Raw genomic sequence first — 16,961 nt, 5'->3', positions numbered from 1 at the left:
CTGAAAGGGTCTGGCGATGCGTTTTGAATCGACCATGGTGCGTGAGGAAAAGACGGCCCGCGAAATCTATGAACGGGTCAAGGCAAACCCGACGCGGGCCAAGTTCGGCTTTGGCCAGCGGCTGGCCATTGTGAATGTGGATTTCCAGCAGGCCTATACCAGGCCCGACCTGTTCCCGGTTTCGGCCTATGTCACCGATCCGGACCAGATCGCCCATGTCAACCGCATCAGTGCCGCTGCCCGCGCACTGGGGATGCCGGTGGTCTGGACGCGCGTGTGTTATAAGGCGGATGGTGGCGACGCCGGCATCTGGGGGACGCGCACCAACACGCCCGACAGCCTGCAGAACATCCGCAAGGACAGTGAGCGCCACGCCTTCGATCCACGGGTGGAGATCAATGCGGCGGTGGACCTTGTTTATGACAAGCGGATGCCGTCCGCCTTCCATGAAACGCCGCTGCAATCCTATCTGGTCTGGCACAAGATCGACACGGTGGTGGTGACCGGCGGCAGCACGTCCGGCTGTGTGCGCGCCACGGCGGTGGACAGCCTGTCGCGCGGCTATCGCACCATCGTGCCGGAGGAATGCGTCGCCGATAAGCATGAAAGCTACCATTTCGCCAACCTGACCGACCTGCTGCTGAAATATGCCGATGTGGTGGGCGTGGCGGAGGTAGAAGCGCACCTGGCAGCCCTGGCAGGCAAGTAACCGCCCCGCAGGCATTCCTTATCGATATCGCATCCTTCCGGGAAACCAAGCCCATGCACCGCGATCCCAATCTCTATGATTTCTGGCCCTATCAGGACCGGCCCAAGATTGTCTGGCCGGGGGAAAAGAAGCTGGCCTTCTGGGTCGCCCCCAATATTGAGTTTTACGAGCTGGACCCGCCCATCAACCCGTCGCGCAAGCCCTGGGGCCGGCCGCACCCGGATGTGGTGCCCTATTCCGCGCGCGACTGGGGCAACCGGGTCGGCCATTGGCGGTTGATGGAGGCGATGGACGAATGCGGCGTGCGCGGGTCCATCAGCCTGTCCTGCGCCATGCTGGACCATCACCCGGAAATCATTCAGGCCTGCGTGGACCGGAACTGGGAATTCTTCAGCCACGGCATCTATAACACCCGCTATTCCTATAATATGACCGAGGCGCAGGAACGCGCGGTTATCGAGGACAGCATCAAATCGGTGCTGGATGCCACAGGCCAGCGTATCCGCGGCTATCTGGCCCCGGCGCTGACCCATACCGAACGCACCATGGATCTGCTGGCGGAATATGAATTCTGGTACAGTTGCGACCTGTTCCAGGATGACCAGCCCCAGCCGATGAAGGTGAAGGGCAAGAACCGCCTGATCTCCATGCCCTATAGCCTGGAAGTCAACGACGTCATTACCTACGGCGTCTATCATCAGAGCCCGCGCGCCTATGCCGACGCGCTGATGCGCCATTTCGACCAGTTGCTGGAAGAAGGCGCGGAGACGGGCACGGTGATGTGCATCCCTCTGCACGCCTATCTGGTGGGGCATCCGCACCGGATGGGGCCGTTCCGCGAAGCGCTGCGCTACATCACCAGCCACCGCGATGATATCTGGGTGACGACGGCGAAGGAAATCGCCGAATTCTACCTCGCCAACCATTACGACCAGTCCCTGGCCGATATCCAGGCGCGCGGCTGCGCCCGGCCCGGCACCGGCTTCAATCCCGCAGGAGATGCGGCATGAGCACCCTTCCCGACAGCTATCTGGTTTATCCGCAGCGCAAGGCCGGGCCGGACCATGCCCATTACCCGGCAGCCCCCCTGCCCGACCGCCAGCCCATCGCCCTGCCGGGCGGGTTGAAGCTGGGCCTGTGGGTGGTGGTGCCGCTGGAATTCTTCCCGCTTAACCCGTCCGGCCAGCCCTTCAAGGCACCGGGCGCGATGCAGACACCCTATCCCGACCTGCGCCATTACACGACGCGCGATTATGGCAACCGGGTCGGCGCCTATCGCCTGCTGAAGCTGTTCGCCAAGCTGGGCGTGAAGGCCACCTTCGCCGTGCAGGGGGCGGTGGCCGAGCGTTACCCGCAACTGGTGCGCGACGTGGTGGCGGCGGGGCATGATATCTGCGCCCATGGCTGGGACACCGATGCGCTGCACCATTCCGGCCTGTCGGCGGAGGTGGAAAACCGTTACATCGCCGACACGCTGTCCGCCATTGAAACAGCCAGCGGCCAGCGCCCCACCGGCTGGATCAGCCCGGCCCGTGCGGAGGGTTTCCATACCCCGGCCCGGCTGGCCGCTGCCGGCCTGCGCTGGTTTGCCGATTGGGCGCATGATGATCTGCCCACCCGTTTTGCCACGGAGTCGGGCGATCTGACGGCGCTGCCGCTGTCCAACGAGCTGGATGACTGGCAAATCCTGATCAGCTATTCCCGGCCTGAACATGAATGGGTGGCGCAGGTGGGCGATGCCGCCGACTGGCTGCTGGACGAGGCGGCGCGGATGCAGAGCCCGCGCCTGCTGACGCTGACCATCCGCCCCTATGTCAGCGGTCTGCCCTATCGCATCAAGCCGCTGGGCGACAGTCTGGCCGGCGTGCTTGCCCGGCCCGGTTGCGGCTGTGTGCAGCCGCCCGCATTGACAATCGTCTGATTGTCAATGACCTATCAGGCAGGCTTGCGCGACGGCGCGATCCGATATAGCTGAAATATCAACCCTAAAACAGGCGAGCCGGCGGAGATCGATGGACCAGCCCAATACCCATACAGGACTGAGCCCGGACCAGTTGGATCATTCCGCCCCGACCCCGCTTTACCACCAGATCTTCCTCGTGCTGCGGGAGAAGATCAGGACCGGGGAATTTCCGGCCAATTCGGTCATTCCCGGTGAGCAGGAACTCGCCAAGCTGTTCGATGTCTCCCGCATCACCGTGAAGCGCGCGCTGAATGAACTGGCGGCCCATGATCTGGTCAGCCGGCATCGCGGGCGCGGCACGGTGGTGACGGCATCGGCTGCCCTGCCCCAGGTCCATGGCAGTTTCGACAATTTGATCGAAAGCCTGAAGACCCTGGGCCTGGAAACGGAAGTGGAGATACTGGAGACCAGCGATGGCCCGGCCTCCAGCATCGTCGCCGATCTGCTGGATATTGAGCCGGGCAGCCCGGTGCAGCGCGCGGTGCGCCTGCGCAAATTATCGGGCGAGCCCTTTTCCTATCTGGTGCAGTATATGCCGGCCGATATAGCGGCCCGGATCAGCCGGCAGGATATGGAAACCACCCCCACCCTGGTGCTGCTGGAACGGATCGGCGCCGCCGCACACGAGGCGGAACAATGGATCACCGCTGTGGCGGCCGAGCCGCCGTTGGCCGCCCATCTGGGACTGGACCCCGGCGCGCCGTTGCTGCGCATTGAACGGGTGATGCGGGACAAGTCAGGCCGGGCGGTGCAGTTGCTCTACGCCCATTACCGGCCCGACCGGTTCAAATACCATATGCGCTCCAACCGCAAGGGCGGCAGCAGCGCCTGGAAATCGGAAGGGTAAGCGGGGGTGTTCCCCCCGCTTACTCTTCCAGCCTGATCAGTGCGGTTCCTCACCACCGGAGACATTCATGCTTTCAGCGGTGATATAGACAGCCTCGTCAGAGCAGAGGAAGGCCACCGCATTGGCCGTATCCGCCGGCACACCGGGGCGGCCCATGGGAATGCGGCCCTTCATGGCATCCAGATATTGCTCCATCGTCATGCCAAGCTGCTTGGAGAAATATTCATTCTGCCAGGCGCCCAGCCCGGTGGTGACATGGTTGGGGCAGACATTGTTGACGGTGATCTTGTGGCGCCCCAGCTCAATGGCGGTGGAGCGCACCAGCCCGACCAGACCATGTTTGGAGGAACAATAGCCGGCGGCGAACGGGAAGCCCGACTTGGCGGCCTGGCTGGCGATATTGATGATGCGCCCGCCCTTGGCCGCCGGCACCATGATTTCAGCCGCCGCCTTGATGCCGTTGAAACAGCCGGTCAGGTTCACATCAATGACCGCCTGCCATTCCTCGACCTCCAGGTCCAGCAGCGGCTTCATGATGTAGCCGATGCCGGCATTGTTGATCCAGAAATCCAGCCCGCCCAGCTTCTCTACCGCGAAGGCCGCCATGGCGCGCATAGAGTCGATCTTGCGCACATCGCAGACGAAGGTTTCCACCCGCGATCCGGTGCTGGCGGCAATGTCGGCGGCCAGGGCCTGCATTTCCGACATGCCACCGATCATGCTGTCGGGCGTGGCGGCATCGGCGGAACGACCGATATCGGACAGTACGATGCTGGCCCCGTCAGCTGCCAGCCGGCGGGCAATCGCCTCACCCAACCCGGCCCGGCGACCGGACCCGGTGACCACGGCAACCTTGCCGGCAAAGCGGCCTGTGTTCTGCGACATGATGTGAAGTCTCCCTGTTTTTTGGGGGGATGGATGGTGGTTTTTTAGTCGGGTGGGGGCTAACCCCACCACCGTCATTCCCGCGAAGGCGGGAATCCAAACGACAGAACGGATTATGGATTCCCGCCTTCGCGGGAATGACGGTTCAAAACATGTTTACCGGAGTGTGACTTCCCTCACCCCTTCACCGCCCGCCCCGCCGCCCGCCCGGCCAGCCGGCCCAGCGTTACGGCCATGCACAGCCCTGCCCCCGGCAGATAGCCGGACGGGCCGGGGCCGCTGATGGAGCGGGCGGCACCGCCGCCGGCATAGAGATTGGGCAGCAGGCCGCCATCCGCCCGGCGGACCTGGGCATTCTCATCCACCAGCAACCCGCCCTGGGTGTGGAATAGCGCCCCGGTGACGCGGGCGGCGTAGAAGGGGGAGGCCAGCGCCGGGCCGGGGAAGGCGCGGCCAAAGCCATCCTGCTCCCCGCTGGCGACGAACCCGGCCACCTCCGCCATGGTACGCGCCAGCCCCGCCGGATCGATGCCGGCCTGTGCCGCCAGCCCTTCGATATCGGGGGCAGAGCGGATGCCACCCAGGCCCGATAGCACCTTATATTGCGGCAGTTCCTTGCAGTTCTGGTGGATGCGGTCGTCATAGATCACCCAGGCCACACCACCCGGCTGGGCGATGACGCGGGCACCGGCGCCGGAGACATCCTCCAGCTCATGCCCGAAACGCTCGCCCCGCTGGTTGACCTGGACCCCGCCTTCGATCAGCAGGCGGGGATTGACGTCGATCCCCTGCGGATCGGCCAACAGGCCCAGGCCCTGATAGGCATCCATATCGCCCAGACCGGCCCCCAGCGCCTTGCCCCACAGGATGGCGTCGCCCTGGTTGCCTTCCCAGCCGAAATAGCGGGCATGGGCCATGGAGGGGATGTTTTCTGCCACCATCTGGTGATTGCCGCCAAAGCCGCAGCTGGCCAACACCAGCGCGTCACAGCCGATATCCTCCGTGCTGCCATCGGGGCGCTGCAGGCGCACGCCGGTCACCCGCTCCCCCTCGGCATAAAGCGCGGTGACATGGGCATCGGTCAGGATATCGGCCCCCGCCCGTTCGCACGCGGCCACCAGCCGTTCCATCAGGTCGGCCCCGGTGCGGCCGGGGGTGACATGCATCCGCATCACGCTATGGCCGAAGGCGGGCTTCCAGCCGGTTTCCAGCACCAGTTCCACCCCATGCCGTTCGGCCAGCCAATCCAGCGCCGGGCCGGATTCCGCCCCCACCACACGGGCCAGCAGCGGGTCGGCCGTGCCATGGGTCTTTGCCATGACATCCTGGAAGAAGCGTTCTTCGCCATCCTCCACGCCATGGCGCTTCTGCTCAGCGGAGCCGGAGGCGCAGAGCGCGCCCAGTGACATAGAGGTGCTGCCCTGCGGCAGGGGATCACGTTCCAGCACCACGACCTCGACCCCCTCGTCACGGGCGGCCAGCGCCGCCGTCAGGCCACAGGCACCACCGCCCACGACCAACAGGGGGACGGTCGCCTCAAAAGGCGTGTCACGGGTCAAAATCACCGACATGCTGCTTCCCTATCATTACCCGGATCTGGATTTTGAATGGTATAATGACATACCATTATGTAGGTTTGAACCGGAATTCGCATCCGCTCCAGGAGTTTCCGCCTTGCCCAACGCCGCTGAAATCCTTGTCGATCATGTCCTGTCGCAGCGCTGGGCCGATCTGCCCGCGCAAACCCGCACCATGGCAGCCACCTTCCTGCATGACAGCCTGTGTGTCGGCGTGGCTGGCGCGAAGGCGGCCCATGCTGATGACGTGCTGAAAGCCGCCCGCCTGTGGGGAGAGCCGGGGGCCGATGGCGGCGGGCGGGTGCTGGGCCGGCCGGGCCTGCGCCTGCCGGCCCCCCATGCGGCCTTCATCAATGCTTTTCAAATCCATTCCCAGGAATTTGATTGTGTGCATGAACCGGCGGTGGCCCATCCGTTGGCCACGGTCGCATCCGCCCTGCTGGCCGAAGCCGACCGCAGCGGCCCCTATGATGGGCAACGGTTCCTGACCGCCCTGGTGGCGGGGGTTGATGTCGTGGCCGGGCTGGGCATGGCGGTGACGACACCGCTGAAATTCTTCCGCCCGGCCACGGCCGGCATTTTCGGCTGTGTCGCCGCCATCGCCAATCTGCGCGGCCTGTCGAAAGAGGTGACGCTGAATGCCTTCGGCTATGCGCTCGCCTATGCGTCCGGCACCATGCAGGCGCATGTGGAAGGCAAACCCACCCTGCCCTTGCAGATCGCTGGGGCCGCCCGCTCTGCCCTGCAGGCGGTCGATCTGGCAATGGCCGGGCTTCCGGGGCCACTGGGCTCCATCGATGGGCCGTTTGGCTATCTGGCGCTGTTTGAGACAGGCCATGATATCAACCGGCTGCTGGATGGTTTGAAAGGCCCCCACCGGATTGAGGAGGTGAGCTGGAAGCCCTTCCCCACCGGTCGCGCCGCCCACGGCGCCATCGTCGCCACCCAGATGCTGATGCGCGAACAGGGGGTGACAGCCATCAACCTGAAAAAGCTCACCTATCGTGCCCCACCACTGATCGCCCGGCTGGTCGGCCGACCGCCCAAGGCGGAGATGGCGCCGGCCTATGCACGGCTGTGCTTTGCCTATCTGGGCGGGGTGGTGCTGACGCGGGGCACGGTGGGACTGGCCGATTTCGGGCCGGAACGGCTGAACGATCCCGATATTGCCGATATCGCCCGGCGGATCGTGGTGGAGGATGATGGCAATCCCGATCCCGCCGCCTTTGTGCCGGCCCGCGCCATTGCCACGCTGGTGGATGGGCGCGAAGTGTCGGTGGATGTGACGGCCCAGTTTGGCGCCCCCACCTGGCCGTTGTCCCGCCAGGAACATCTGGAAAAGGCCCGGCGCTGCCTGGAATTTGGCGGTGCCGTCGGTCGGCACGAGAAGGTGGAAGCCCTGTTCGACAGGCTGGCGGAAGAGACGGACGCCGCTGCGGCCATATGGACGGCGCTGGAGGGCTGACATGGAAAAGGGGCGGCGCCCTACGGCACCGCCCCTTTTCACTGAAGGATAATCAGCAAAGATCAGCCCAGCTTGTCCGTGGTCAGGAACACCACGTCGGCCAGGGCCTGGAACTCGGCCGCGATGGCCTGCATCTTCTCTGTGGCGATATCCTGACCGAAACCTTCCATGTCGGCGATATCGATGATTTCCACATATTGATAGGGTGCGGCACCGCCCGTCAGGGAGCCGGTGACGCGAAACACCTCGAAGCTGTCAATGGACTTCAGGCCATTGACCACCGGCAGATCCTTTTCCTTCGCCCAGGCTTCATATTGTTCAACGCTCACACCCGGCTTCAGGTTGAACAGGGCGACGATGCGGCTGGACATGGAATATCCTTTCTTTCTGTCAGGCTGACTTAACGATGGGGAAACTGGTGGGGTAGCGACCCAGCAGCATCAACAGGATCGCACCGACGACAAACATCACCGCCGATGCGATCAGGATCGGCGTGTAATTGCCATGGGTAGCGACCACATAACCATAGAGCGGCGGGGAAATGGCGGACCCACCGGCAAAGGCGGCATAGAGCATTCCATAGATGCGGCCATAGTAGGCCATGCCGAAATAGCGCCCGGCCAGATAGGCGATCAGGTCGGTTTCCGCCCCGGCCGCGAAACCCAGCATGACGGCTGCCAGCACGATCAGCGCCAAAGGCGGCGCATCGGTGATGAAGATGCCGCAGGCCAAAGCCGGCATGGACAAGAGCGGCAGTGCCACCAGCGGGGCCCAGAACCGGTCCACCAGCAGGCCGGTACCAACCCGGCCAACAATGATGGATAGGCCAACGCAGCCAGCGATCAGGGCACCGGTGCCGTCGCTGATCCCCTTCAGGCGGATCATGTTCTGCAGGTTGGTATGGAACCCGCCATAGGCGATGGAGACCAGTATGAAGGAGACGGCCATGATCCAGAAACGCCTGTCACGCAGCGCCGCCGCCAGGGTGAAGCCCGTCTTCGTGCTGGTACCGGCATCGGCGGTCGGCACCTCCCCCGGCTTGGGTTCGCGCATGAAGGCGATGACGATGGGCAGGGCCACCAGCAGCGGCAACAGGGCGATCAAGCCATAGGCCCACCGCCAGCCAGTATGATTAATCAGATAGACGGTCAGGCTGGGCAGGATGAAACCGGCCACACCGGTGCCCAGCAGCATGATGCCCAGAGCCAGCCCCCGGTTCTGCACGAACCAGAGATTGACGGCGCGCGACCAGGTGATCGGCGTGGAACCGATCCCCAGCAGCCCGACCAGCAGATACAGAGCATAAAACATCGGCAGGCTGCTCACCAGCCCGACACTGGCAAAGGCCAGGCCGAAGCCGAGCAGCGACAACATGCCGACACGCCGGGCCCCGTACTTATCCGCCAGCGCCCCGATGACGGGCGCCATGACACAGCCGGACAGGCCATAGCACATGATGCCGATCATGATTTGGCCGGGATTCCAGCCAAATTCCGCCGAAAGCGGCTTCAGAAACGAACCGATCGTGTTGAAGGGAACGGGCGAGGCGCCGCACATGGTGGCCACCAGGGCCGCCAGCAGTACCGTCCAGGCGCGGGAAAATTCCCCTTTACCGGCATCACGCATCACACGCCCTTCCCTGTTTCGATCAGTTCAAAAATCTCGCCATCCGGCCCCAGCACCGTGGCCACCCGGCGACCCGCATAAAGCGGCCCGTCACGCCAGGCCGGTGGCGACAGAAGGGGGGCCGTCACCTTGTCCAGGTCATCGATATTGAAGCTCAGCACCGCATTGCCGGGGGGCAGGCCACCGTCCGGCCGGGGGCGGGTGATGGTGCCGGCGGGGTAAAGGTCGATCTCCGCCACCGGCAGCCGGTCCACCTTGGTCATGGTGATGGTGGTGCGGTTGTCAGCCGGCAGGCCAAAGGCATTGTTGATGACGCTATAGGGGATGTTGTAGGTGCCGCCCTCGGCAAAGCCCAGTTTTTCCACCTGGAAGGCCAGCGATGCCTTGATGTCAGAGGTCGCCAGGATGGCGATGAAGATCGTGTCCACACCGGACCCGGCCATGGGTAGGTCCAGGTCGCTCATCGATTTCAGCACCTGATTGAGATAGACGATCTCCCCGCCCTGGCCGATAGCCTGCATGGGGATGAAATTGCTGAACCCTTCCACCAGCTTGGGCGGGCCGATGATGGTGAAGCCGCTGTCCTTCAGCCGTTCATGCAGGGCGAAGACATCTTCCACGGTGATTTCATAGGCAACCCAACCATAGGAGCGGGCCGGCCGGTAATCCGGCGTCGGGGCAACCTCCACCAGCCGGTAATAACAGCCATTGCCGCTGGTCGGGCGCAGCAGGGCGGTGCGGGCACCGGCCACGGCGGGGGCGCCCCAGCTGGCGGCCAGATCGGCGGAAACCTGTCCCAGTTCCAGCAGTTCCAGCCCCAGCAGGTCGCGGTAATCGGCGAGCGAGGCATCGAAGACCGGCGTGGCAATGGTGCCGCACTTGATCCGTCCGTGACGGTCGAAGGATTCTGTCATCAGGTTTCACCCGGCCAGGAAGGAAAGGAAAAGGGCGGCGCGCGCGGTTATATCCGCCGGACGCGGCTGGATATTGGCCTGGGCCAGCATCCGCGCCGCCGCCGGCACCTGTGCATAAAGCGGGTCGCCCGCCACGTCCGGCAACAGGATGGGCATCGGCACATCCGCCAGACGGACAGCCGCATCATGATCAAAGGCGGCCCGCAGGGCATCGCCCTGGTGCGTGGGCTGCTTCAGCATGTCCAGCAGACGTGAGAACAGTGATTGCCCGTCCAGCGCCAGACTGTCACAGCGCACGGCATGGATGCCGCCGTCCTGCGCCGGGAAGCTGGCCGCTGCATCGCGCAGCGCGTGCCAGCCGCGCAGCACATGCGCCCCCGCCCGATCCAGTGTCAGCGGGGCCGCCAGATAATCCAGCATCCCGGCGCGGGCTTCCGGTTCCAGCAGCGGCATCCCGTCCAGCACAGCGCGGCGGATCGGCAGGCCCCCGCGCAGCAGCGCCAGGGCCAGGGGTACGGAAAGCCCGTTTGCCACCAGATCGAACGGCCCCAGTTCCAGCACCTTTACCGCCTGGTCCAGGGCCGTGGCATAGGCGTCTGCAGTGGCTGCGGGCAGCGGGTCGGATTGGCCGCAGCCCGGCAGGTCGGGGGCATGAACCGGCCGGCCAGCGGCCGCCAGAGCCGTCTGCAGCCCAGTCTCTGCCGCGGCACCGCCGGGCAGATCATGCAGCAGCAGAATCGGCCGGCCGATGCCAGCGATGGAGCGCACCCGCATCTGACCATGGGGGAGGTCGATATACTGGCTGAACGGGCCACCAATGGCCACCACCGGGGCCGGGCCCGCCCGCATGTCGGCGCGACAGCTTTCGAACTGGTCCTTGATATGGGCCATCCATTGCCGGCGGTCGGCAGACAGGCGCGTCACCGACAGGGCAGCCGGGCCAGGGCTGGGCAACAGGTCCAGGCAACCGACCAGCACATCATCCGCACGGGCGAAAATCTGCGTCGGGGCGGTGTTGCGGCGGACATTATCCAGTGGCTGATGTTCCATGGCCGCCCGGTAGGCCCCGGCATAGTTCGGGCCGGCCATCGCATAATCCAGGAAATAATCATGGATTTCCGTCAGCGGCGGCTGGGCAATGGGCATCCGGTTGCCGGGGCGGGTGGCAAACCAGGGAAACCAGCGCCAGGTGTCGCGCACCCGCGTCCATTCCCGTGCCAGGAAAGACCCATCCGCATCCACCGTGAAGGGGCGCATATAGGCATCAATGAAGGCGGGATCGGGCGCGCCGCCGGGGGCGATGGACAGGCCATCCAGCAGGGCCACCGCCACCTTCTCCGGGTGGCGGACGGCGAAATCCAGCAGAATCTTGGAGCTGGTATGGAAACCGTAGAAACCCGCCTTCTCCAGCCCCAAGGCGGCGACGGTGGCCGCCAGCGCATCGGCGAAATCCGCCACCGCCAGCGCCCGCCCCTGGGGGCTGAGCGGGGATGATTCCCCGTAACCCGGCGTATCCAGCGCATAAACCGTAAAGCGGTCCGCCAGATGGCGGATCAGGTCTAGATGCAGCAGGGATGAACGCGGGCTGTCATGCAACAACACCAGCGGCGGGCCGGAACCCGCGCGGCGGTAATGTACCTGCCCGCCGGCAACTGCGACATAGGCTTTACAGATTTGTGGTTCCGCCACACCCTGCACTCCTGTTCCGTCCGATTTTTGCTGCCGTTGTTTTTGCCGCACGGCTTTCTGTTGGAAATATGGTATATAGGTATATAAATAGATCAATACAAAAAGCAGCGAAACAGAAGGTCCGGGTCAATGAACATGGTTTCCCCCCCTATCCCCACCCCGCCGACGGGCAGTGACGCTCTGGCAACGCGGCTGGCCGCCATCGTCGGCGCCGACAATGTGCGCCGGGCCGATCCAGCGCGCGAGCTTTTTTCCCAGGATATCTATAGCCGTGGCAACGAAGCCGCCGCCCTGATCGCCGCACCCGCTGACACGGCCCAGCTGGCCGCCACCATCGTGGCGGCGCGGGAAGCCGGGTTCGATTGCGTGCCGCGCGGCGGCGGGATGAGCTACACCAAGGGCTATTTGCCGCAATCGCCCAACAGCGTCTCGCTCGACCTTTCCCGCATGGACAAGGTGCTGGCCGTGCGGGCCGAGGATATGGTGGTGACGGTGCAGGCCGGCTGCACCTGGAAGACGCTGTATGAAACGCTGGCCCCGCTGGGGCTGCGCACGCCCTTCTGGGGGCCGCTGTCGGGCCTGATCTCCACGATCGGCGGTGGCCTGTCCCAGGGTAATGCCTTCTTTGGCGCCGGGCACCATGGCACGGGCGGGGAAAGCGTGGTGGCCTATACGGCGGTGCTGGCCGATGGGCAGATTCTGCGCACCGGTGCCCGCGGGGCCGATGGGGACAGCCCCTTCTATCGCTTCTATGGCCCGGATATGGCCGGCCTGTTCAATGGCGATTGCGGGGCCTTCGCCATCAAGGCGGAAATCACCCTGCGGCTGATGCCCTTGCCCAAGCATGAGGCCTATGCCTCCTTCTCCTTCAAGACCGATACCGACATGTTCGCGGCCCTGACCGGCATGACCAAGGCCGGTATTGCCAGCGAACTGTGCGGTTTCGATCCGCGGCTGACCCGCATCCGGCTGAAGCGCGCCTCGCTTTCCGCCGATCTGGGGGCGCTGAAGAATGTCGTCGGCAAGCAGGGATCGCTGCTGAAAGGCATGAAGGAGGCAGCGAAGATCGCGCTTGCCGGCCGCAGCTTCATTGATGATGGCGATTTCGCCTTGCATGTGGTGTGCGAAGGCCGCTCGGCCGCCGGGGTGGCCGACGATCTGGCTGAGGCGCGGCGCATTGCCGCCGCCTGCAACGGGGTGGAGGTGGAAAATACCATCCCGAAAGTCATGCGCGCCCAGCCTTTCATGGCGCTGAATTCCATGGTCGGCCCCAATGGCGAACGCTGGGTGCCGATCCATTGTCTGGTGCCGCTGTCCCGCGCCCATGAGATTTTCCAGGCTATTGAGGCGGAATTCGACTCCATGCGCGCGGAGCTGGATGCGCATGGGGTGGAAAATGCCTTCCTGTTCAGTGGCATGTCCACCAATGCCATCTTGATCGAACCCACCTTTTATTGGCCCGATGCCATGCTGCCGGTCCATCATGCCTATGTTGAACAGGGGCATATGGCCAAGCTGCCGGTGAATCCGCCCAATGCGGAAGCCGCCGCTGTGGTGGAGAAGTCCCGCCAGCGCCTGCTGGCCCTGTTCGCCCGCAACGGGTTGGGCCATTTCCAGATCGGCCGTACCTATCCCTATTATGACAGCCGCGATGCCGCCAGCCGCACCCTGCTGGAACAGGTCAAGCGCACGCTGGACCCGGATCGCCGGTTGAACCCCGGCGTGCTGGGCCTGTGACAAGCCGTCTGGCCTGAAAGGAACCACGCCGCATCGACAATGCCGGGGCCAGCCCCTATAGCTGACGGTATTGTCGATCCGGTGGTGGTTCCCGTGCAGAAACGTCCTTCATACCCCGCCCCTCAGCGCCCGGCCGTTCGTATCATCGCGGGGGCCGGACGATGAGCGCGCCACTGCCGCCGCTGGCCAGCATCCCGCCCGATGTGGCCGCCGTCAGCGATTATGAGCCCCTGGCCCAGGCGCGGATGAGTGCCGCCGCCTGGGCCTATTTTGCCGGCGGGGCGGGGGATGAATGGACCCTGCGGGAGAATGTGGCGGCCCTTGCCCGCCATCGCCTCTGCCCCCGTGCGCTGCGCGACCTGCGCGGCGGCAGCACGCGCACCCGCCTGCTGGGGCTGGATCTGGCGGCACCGATCCTGCTGGCCCCCATCGCCTTTCACCGGCTGCTGCATCCGGAGGGGGAACTGGCCACCGTGCTAGCGGCTGGCGCCATGGAAACCGCCATGGTGGTCAGCACCCAGGCCAGCGTGCGGCTGGAAGATATCGCCGCCCGCGCCCAGGCACCGCTTTGGTTCCAGCTTTATATCCAGCCTGACCGGGAATTCACCGCCGATCTGGTGCGCCGGGCGGAACAGGCCGGCTATCGGGCGCTGGTGGTGACGGTGGATGCCCCGGTGAACGGGGTGCGCAACCGGGAACAGCGCGCCGGCTTCGCCCTGCCGCCCGGCATCGGCCCGGTCAACCTGCAGGGGATGCGCCAACCCCCGGCGGGGCCGCCGGGGGCGCTGCTGTTCGGCAACCCACTGTTGGAAATGGCCCCCCGCTGGGAGGATCTGGCCTGGCTGCGCGGGCTGACCCGCCTGCCCATCATCCTGAAGGGCATCACCCACCCGGATGATGCCAGACAGGCGGCATCGGCAGGGATGGATGGGCTGATCGTCTCCAACCATGGCGGGCGGACGCTGGACGGGATGCCGGCCAGCATCGACCTGTTGCCGCCCATCGCGGCGGCGGTGGGCGGACAGCTGCCCATCCTGATGGATGGCGGCATCCGCCGGGGCACCGATGTACTGCGCGCCCTTGCACTGGGCGCGCAGGCGGTGTTGATCGGCCGGCCCTATATCTTCGCCCTGGCGGCGGCCGGGGCGCCGGGCGTGGCCCATGTCATCCGCATCCTGCGGGCGGAACTGGAACTGGCGATGGCGCTGACCGGCTGCCGGGATGTCAACGCCATCGACGGTTCCGTGCTTGTTGCATAAGTAAATCTGAGCTGTTTCCCGCTGCCCGTCTGAAAAATTCTATATCGCCTCACTGGCATCCTCCTGATGCCGGTTCACCAACGGTGGCAGCAAAAATTTAACCATGTAGATGGTGGCTAAAAAAATAAGCAGACGTGGGAGAACCCCAACGTAAATATTGCATTTTTCTGCGATTGCCTCTTGCTCGGCCGGCGTCGATTAATATCAAGACCCCAAAATGGGTGTAGAATATTTCCTTATTTATTTGTTTTTCAATCAGAATAAATCGGAAAAAACTCCTGAAAATTCTTCACCTTCTTGCCATTAATTAGATAAAAATTTGCATACTTACGAATTCGGTTGAAGTTTATATTTTACATTCTCCCATTTCTTCATTGGAAATCGCCGATCTGTGCGAAAGGGTCAACAATACGACCTTCAGCATAGTATCATTTAGTTGCCCTGTTGGCGTCGTGCACGTATGGTGCCTGAAGGGGTTACTACTACTATTAATGTATTAACGTTGATCCGGAAGTGCCGGGCCTGGGTGGGGAAAGATGAAGAAAATTGCTGAACGCACGCTCCTGGGGCGGCGGTATCGTAAAGGAGCGTCCGTCATCGCCCTGGAAACGGCAGCACTTTTCTTGACATTGTCGGCGGCGACCCTGCCGGCGCAGGCCCAGCAGGTTCAGCCGACCCTTCCATCGGGGGCGGAGCCGGGGCGTGGGCTGCCACAGCCAGTCCTGCCCACGCCATCGGCCCCTGGACAGGCCATCGCGGTGCCCCGCGCCTCTGCCGCCGAAGCCCCTGCCGGAGCGGAAAACTTCAAACTGGTCCTGAACAGCGTGCTGGTGGAGGGCAATACGGCCTTCGACACCGAATCACTGCGCCCGCTCTATGCCGCGCTGATCGGCAAGGAAGTGACGGTGCGCGACCTGTTCACCGTCGCCAATGAGATCGAACTTCGCTATCGCAATGCCGGCTATGTGACCAGCCGGGTGATCGTGCCGGAGCAGACGATCGAGGATGGCAGTTTCCGCATCAACGTGGTGGAAGGCTCCATCTCGGATATCGTTTATGCCGATGATATCGGCCCGGCACGGGACACGGTGGAGCGGCTGCTGGAGCCCTTGCGCGGCATCAAGCCCATCAACATCGCCGCCATCGAACGCCGTCTGCTGCTGGCCAACGACCTGCCAGGCATGACGGTTCGCGGCAGTCTGGAACCGTCCCCCACGGTGCTGGGCGGCTCTGTCATTGTGGTGAAGGCGGAACGCAAGCTGATCGATGCGTCGCTGACCTACGATAACCGCAACTCCCCCTATCTTGGCAGTTCGGAGCTGATTGCATCCGTCAGCGCCAATTCCATTGCCAGCCATGCCGACCGGGTGGGGTTGACCGCCAAGATGTCCACCCCGGCTCGCCGGTCCTGGACGGTGGCGGGCAATTATCAGGCTACCCTGGGCAGCAATGGGCTGACGGTTGGCCTTGTCTCCTCCTATGCCAGTTCCTCGCCGGGGCGGGAGTTGAAGCCGCTGGAAATTGACAGCGAAGTGGTGGCCGAGGTGGCCACCATCGCCTATCCGCTGATCCGTTCCCGGTTGGAAAATCTGCGGCTGGTGGGGGAGTTCGAGTATCGCAACGTCAAGACCGACTTGTCTGACAAGGCCTTCAACGAAGACCGGCTGCGCATTCTGCGCGCCGGCCTTTCCTATGACAGGACGGACAGCTGGGATGGCATCACCGCCGCCCGCATCACGCTGCACCAGGGGCTGGATGTGCTGGGGGCGACCGACCATAAGGCGCCGCTGGCCTCACGCGCGGCGGGCCATACCGAATATCTGAAGGTCACGGCCGACCTGACACGCGTGCAGCAATTGCCCAATAATTTCAGCGTTTTGGCAACGCTGACCAGCCAGTTCACCAAGACGCCGCTGCTGGCGTCGGAGGAAATCGCCCTCGGCGGCCCCAATTTTGGTCGCGCCTATAACGAAGGGGAGATTTCCGGCGATAATGGCTGGGCCGGCTCGCTGGAGCTGCGCTACTCCCCTGCCCTGGCGATCCTGCCGCAGGGTGTGCAGTTCTACGCCTTCTATGATGGCGGGCAGGTCTGGAGCCTGTCGAACACCAGGCCGTCCGGCCATGTCACCCTGGCCTCTGCCGGTGGTGGCGTGCGGGCCAATCTGCACGAAAATCTGTTTGCGACGCTGGAAGTCAACAAACCGCTGAACCTGGATGTGGCGACCGAGAAGGGCAAGCCCACCCGCGTCTTTTTCAGCCTGACCGCGCATTATTAAGGGATTGGGAAATA

General features: G+C 64.0%; 14 protein-coding genes. 8 read left to right on the top strand and 6 right to left on the bottom strand.

From position 1 onward, the window contains the following. The first annotated feature begins 16 nt into the window (after window positions 1–16). From CHB97_RS21050 to CHB97_RS21035, 4 genes are all read left to right on the top strand, one after another. On the top strand, window positions 17–709 hold the full coding sequence (locus tag CHB97_RS21050) for an isochorismatase family protein (protein ID WP_244559645.1): 693 nt from the start codon (window positions 17–19) through the stop codon (window positions 707–709). A 53-nt stretch (window positions 710–762) separates the two neighbouring features. Continuing rightward, entirely contained in the window at window positions 763–1,719 is a 957-nt protein-coding gene (locus tag CHB97_RS21045; RefSeq protein WP_089289981.1) for a polysaccharide deacetylase family protein, read from the top strand. Then, a complete protein-coding gene (locus CHB97_RS21040) occupies window positions 1,716–2,630 on the top strand; it encodes a polysaccharide deacetylase family protein (protein ID WP_089289980.1) in 915 nt (304 codons plus the stop codon). Before CHB97_RS21045 ends, CHB97_RS21040 begins: the two co-directional genes overlap by 4 nt. Before the next feature lie 91 nt (window positions 2,631–2,721). Further along, complete coding sequence (locus tag CHB97_RS21035) at window positions 2,722–3,519, top strand: GntR family transcriptional regulator (RefSeq protein WP_089289979.1); 798 nt, start codon at window positions 2,722–2,724, stop codon at window positions 3,517–3,519. A 36-nt stretch (window positions 3,520–3,555) separates the two neighbouring features. On the opposite strand, the gene CHB97_RS21030 is transcribed toward CHB97_RS21035, so the two are convergent. Next, entirely contained in the window at window positions 3,556–4,404 is an 849-nt protein-coding gene (locus CHB97_RS21030; RefSeq protein WP_089289978.1) for an SDR family NAD(P)-dependent oxidoreductase, read from the bottom strand. Window positions 4,405–4,580: 176 nt separating this feature from the next. Continuing rightward, complete coding sequence (locus CHB97_RS21025; RefSeq protein WP_089289977.1) at window positions 4,581–5,975, bottom strand: FAD-dependent oxidoreductase; 1,395 nt, start codon at window positions 5,973–5,975, stop codon at window positions 4,581–4,583. Window positions 5,976–6,078: 103 nt separating this feature from the next. Here CHB97_RS21025 and CHB97_RS21020 point away from each other — a divergent pair, with 103 nt between their 5' ends. After that, the gene (locus tag CHB97_RS21020) at window positions 6,079–7,446 is read left to right on the top strand and encodes an MmgE/PrpD family protein (protein WP_200820052.1); all 1,368 of its coding nucleotides are present in this window, start codon (window positions 6,079–6,081) and stop codon (window positions 7,444–7,446) included. A 62-nt stretch (window positions 7,447–7,508) separates the two neighbouring features. On the opposite strand, the gene CHB97_RS21015 is transcribed toward CHB97_RS21020, so the two are convergent. From CHB97_RS21015 to CHB97_RS21000, 4 genes are read right to left on the bottom strand one after another with little or no spacing between them, the layout of a single operon-like run. After that, entirely contained in the window at window positions 7,509–7,817 is a 309-nt protein-coding gene (locus CHB97_RS21015) for an REDY-like protein HapK (RefSeq protein ID WP_089289975.1), read from the bottom strand. Window positions 7,818–7,836: 19 nt separating this feature from the next. After that, window positions 7,837–9,072, bottom strand: coding sequence for an MFS transporter (locus CHB97_RS21010; protein WP_089289974.1), 1,236 nt, complete (start codon window positions 9,070–9,072; stop codon window positions 7,837–7,839). After that, complete coding sequence (locus tag CHB97_RS21005) at window positions 9,072–9,986, bottom strand: VOC family protein (protein WP_089289973.1); 915 nt, start codon at window positions 9,984–9,986, stop codon at window positions 9,072–9,074. Before CHB97_RS21005 ends, CHB97_RS21010 begins: the two co-directional genes overlap by 1 nt. 6 nt (window positions 9,987–9,992) lie before the next feature. Next, window positions 9,993–11,675 (bottom strand): alpha/beta hydrolase, encoded by a 1,683-nt coding sequence (locus CHB97_RS21000; RefSeq protein WP_160106105.1) that lies wholly within the window; start codon window positions 11,673–11,675, stop codon window positions 9,993–9,995. 129 nt (window positions 11,676–11,804) lie between these two features. On the opposite strand from CHB97_RS21000, the gene CHB97_RS20995 reads away from it, so the two are divergent. From CHB97_RS20995 to CHB97_RS20985, 3 genes are all read left to right on the top strand, one after another. Beyond that, window positions 11,805–13,412 carry an FAD-binding oxidoreductase gene (locus CHB97_RS20995; protein ID WP_200820051.1) on the top strand — a complete coding sequence of 536 codons (1,608 nt, stop codon included), beginning with the start codon at window positions 11,805–11,807 and terminating at the stop codon, window positions 13,410–13,412. Window positions 13,413–13,573: 161 nt separating this feature from the next. Further along, window positions 13,574–14,671, top strand: a complete 1,098-nt coding sequence (locus CHB97_RS20990) for an alpha-hydroxy acid oxidase (RefSeq protein ID WP_089289971.1) — start codon at window positions 13,574–13,576, stop codon at window positions 14,669–14,671. Window positions 14,672–15,207: 536 nt separating this feature from the next. Then, the gene (locus CHB97_RS20985; RefSeq protein WP_089289970.1) at window positions 15,208–16,947 is read left to right on the top strand and encodes a ShlB/FhaC/HecB family hemolysin secretion/activation protein; all 1,740 of its coding nucleotides are present in this window, start codon (window positions 15,208–15,210) and stop codon (window positions 16,945–16,947) included. Window positions 16,948–16,961 lie beyond the last annotated feature (14 nt).

The organism is Azospirillum sp. RU38E (assembly GCF_900188385.1).
Taxonomy (GTDB): domain Bacteria; phylum Pseudomonadota; class Alphaproteobacteria; order Azospirillales; family Azospirillaceae; genus Niveispirillum.
The sequence above is the reverse complement of the archived record's forward strand: the minus strand, read 5'-3'. Positions and strand labels throughout refer to the sequence as shown.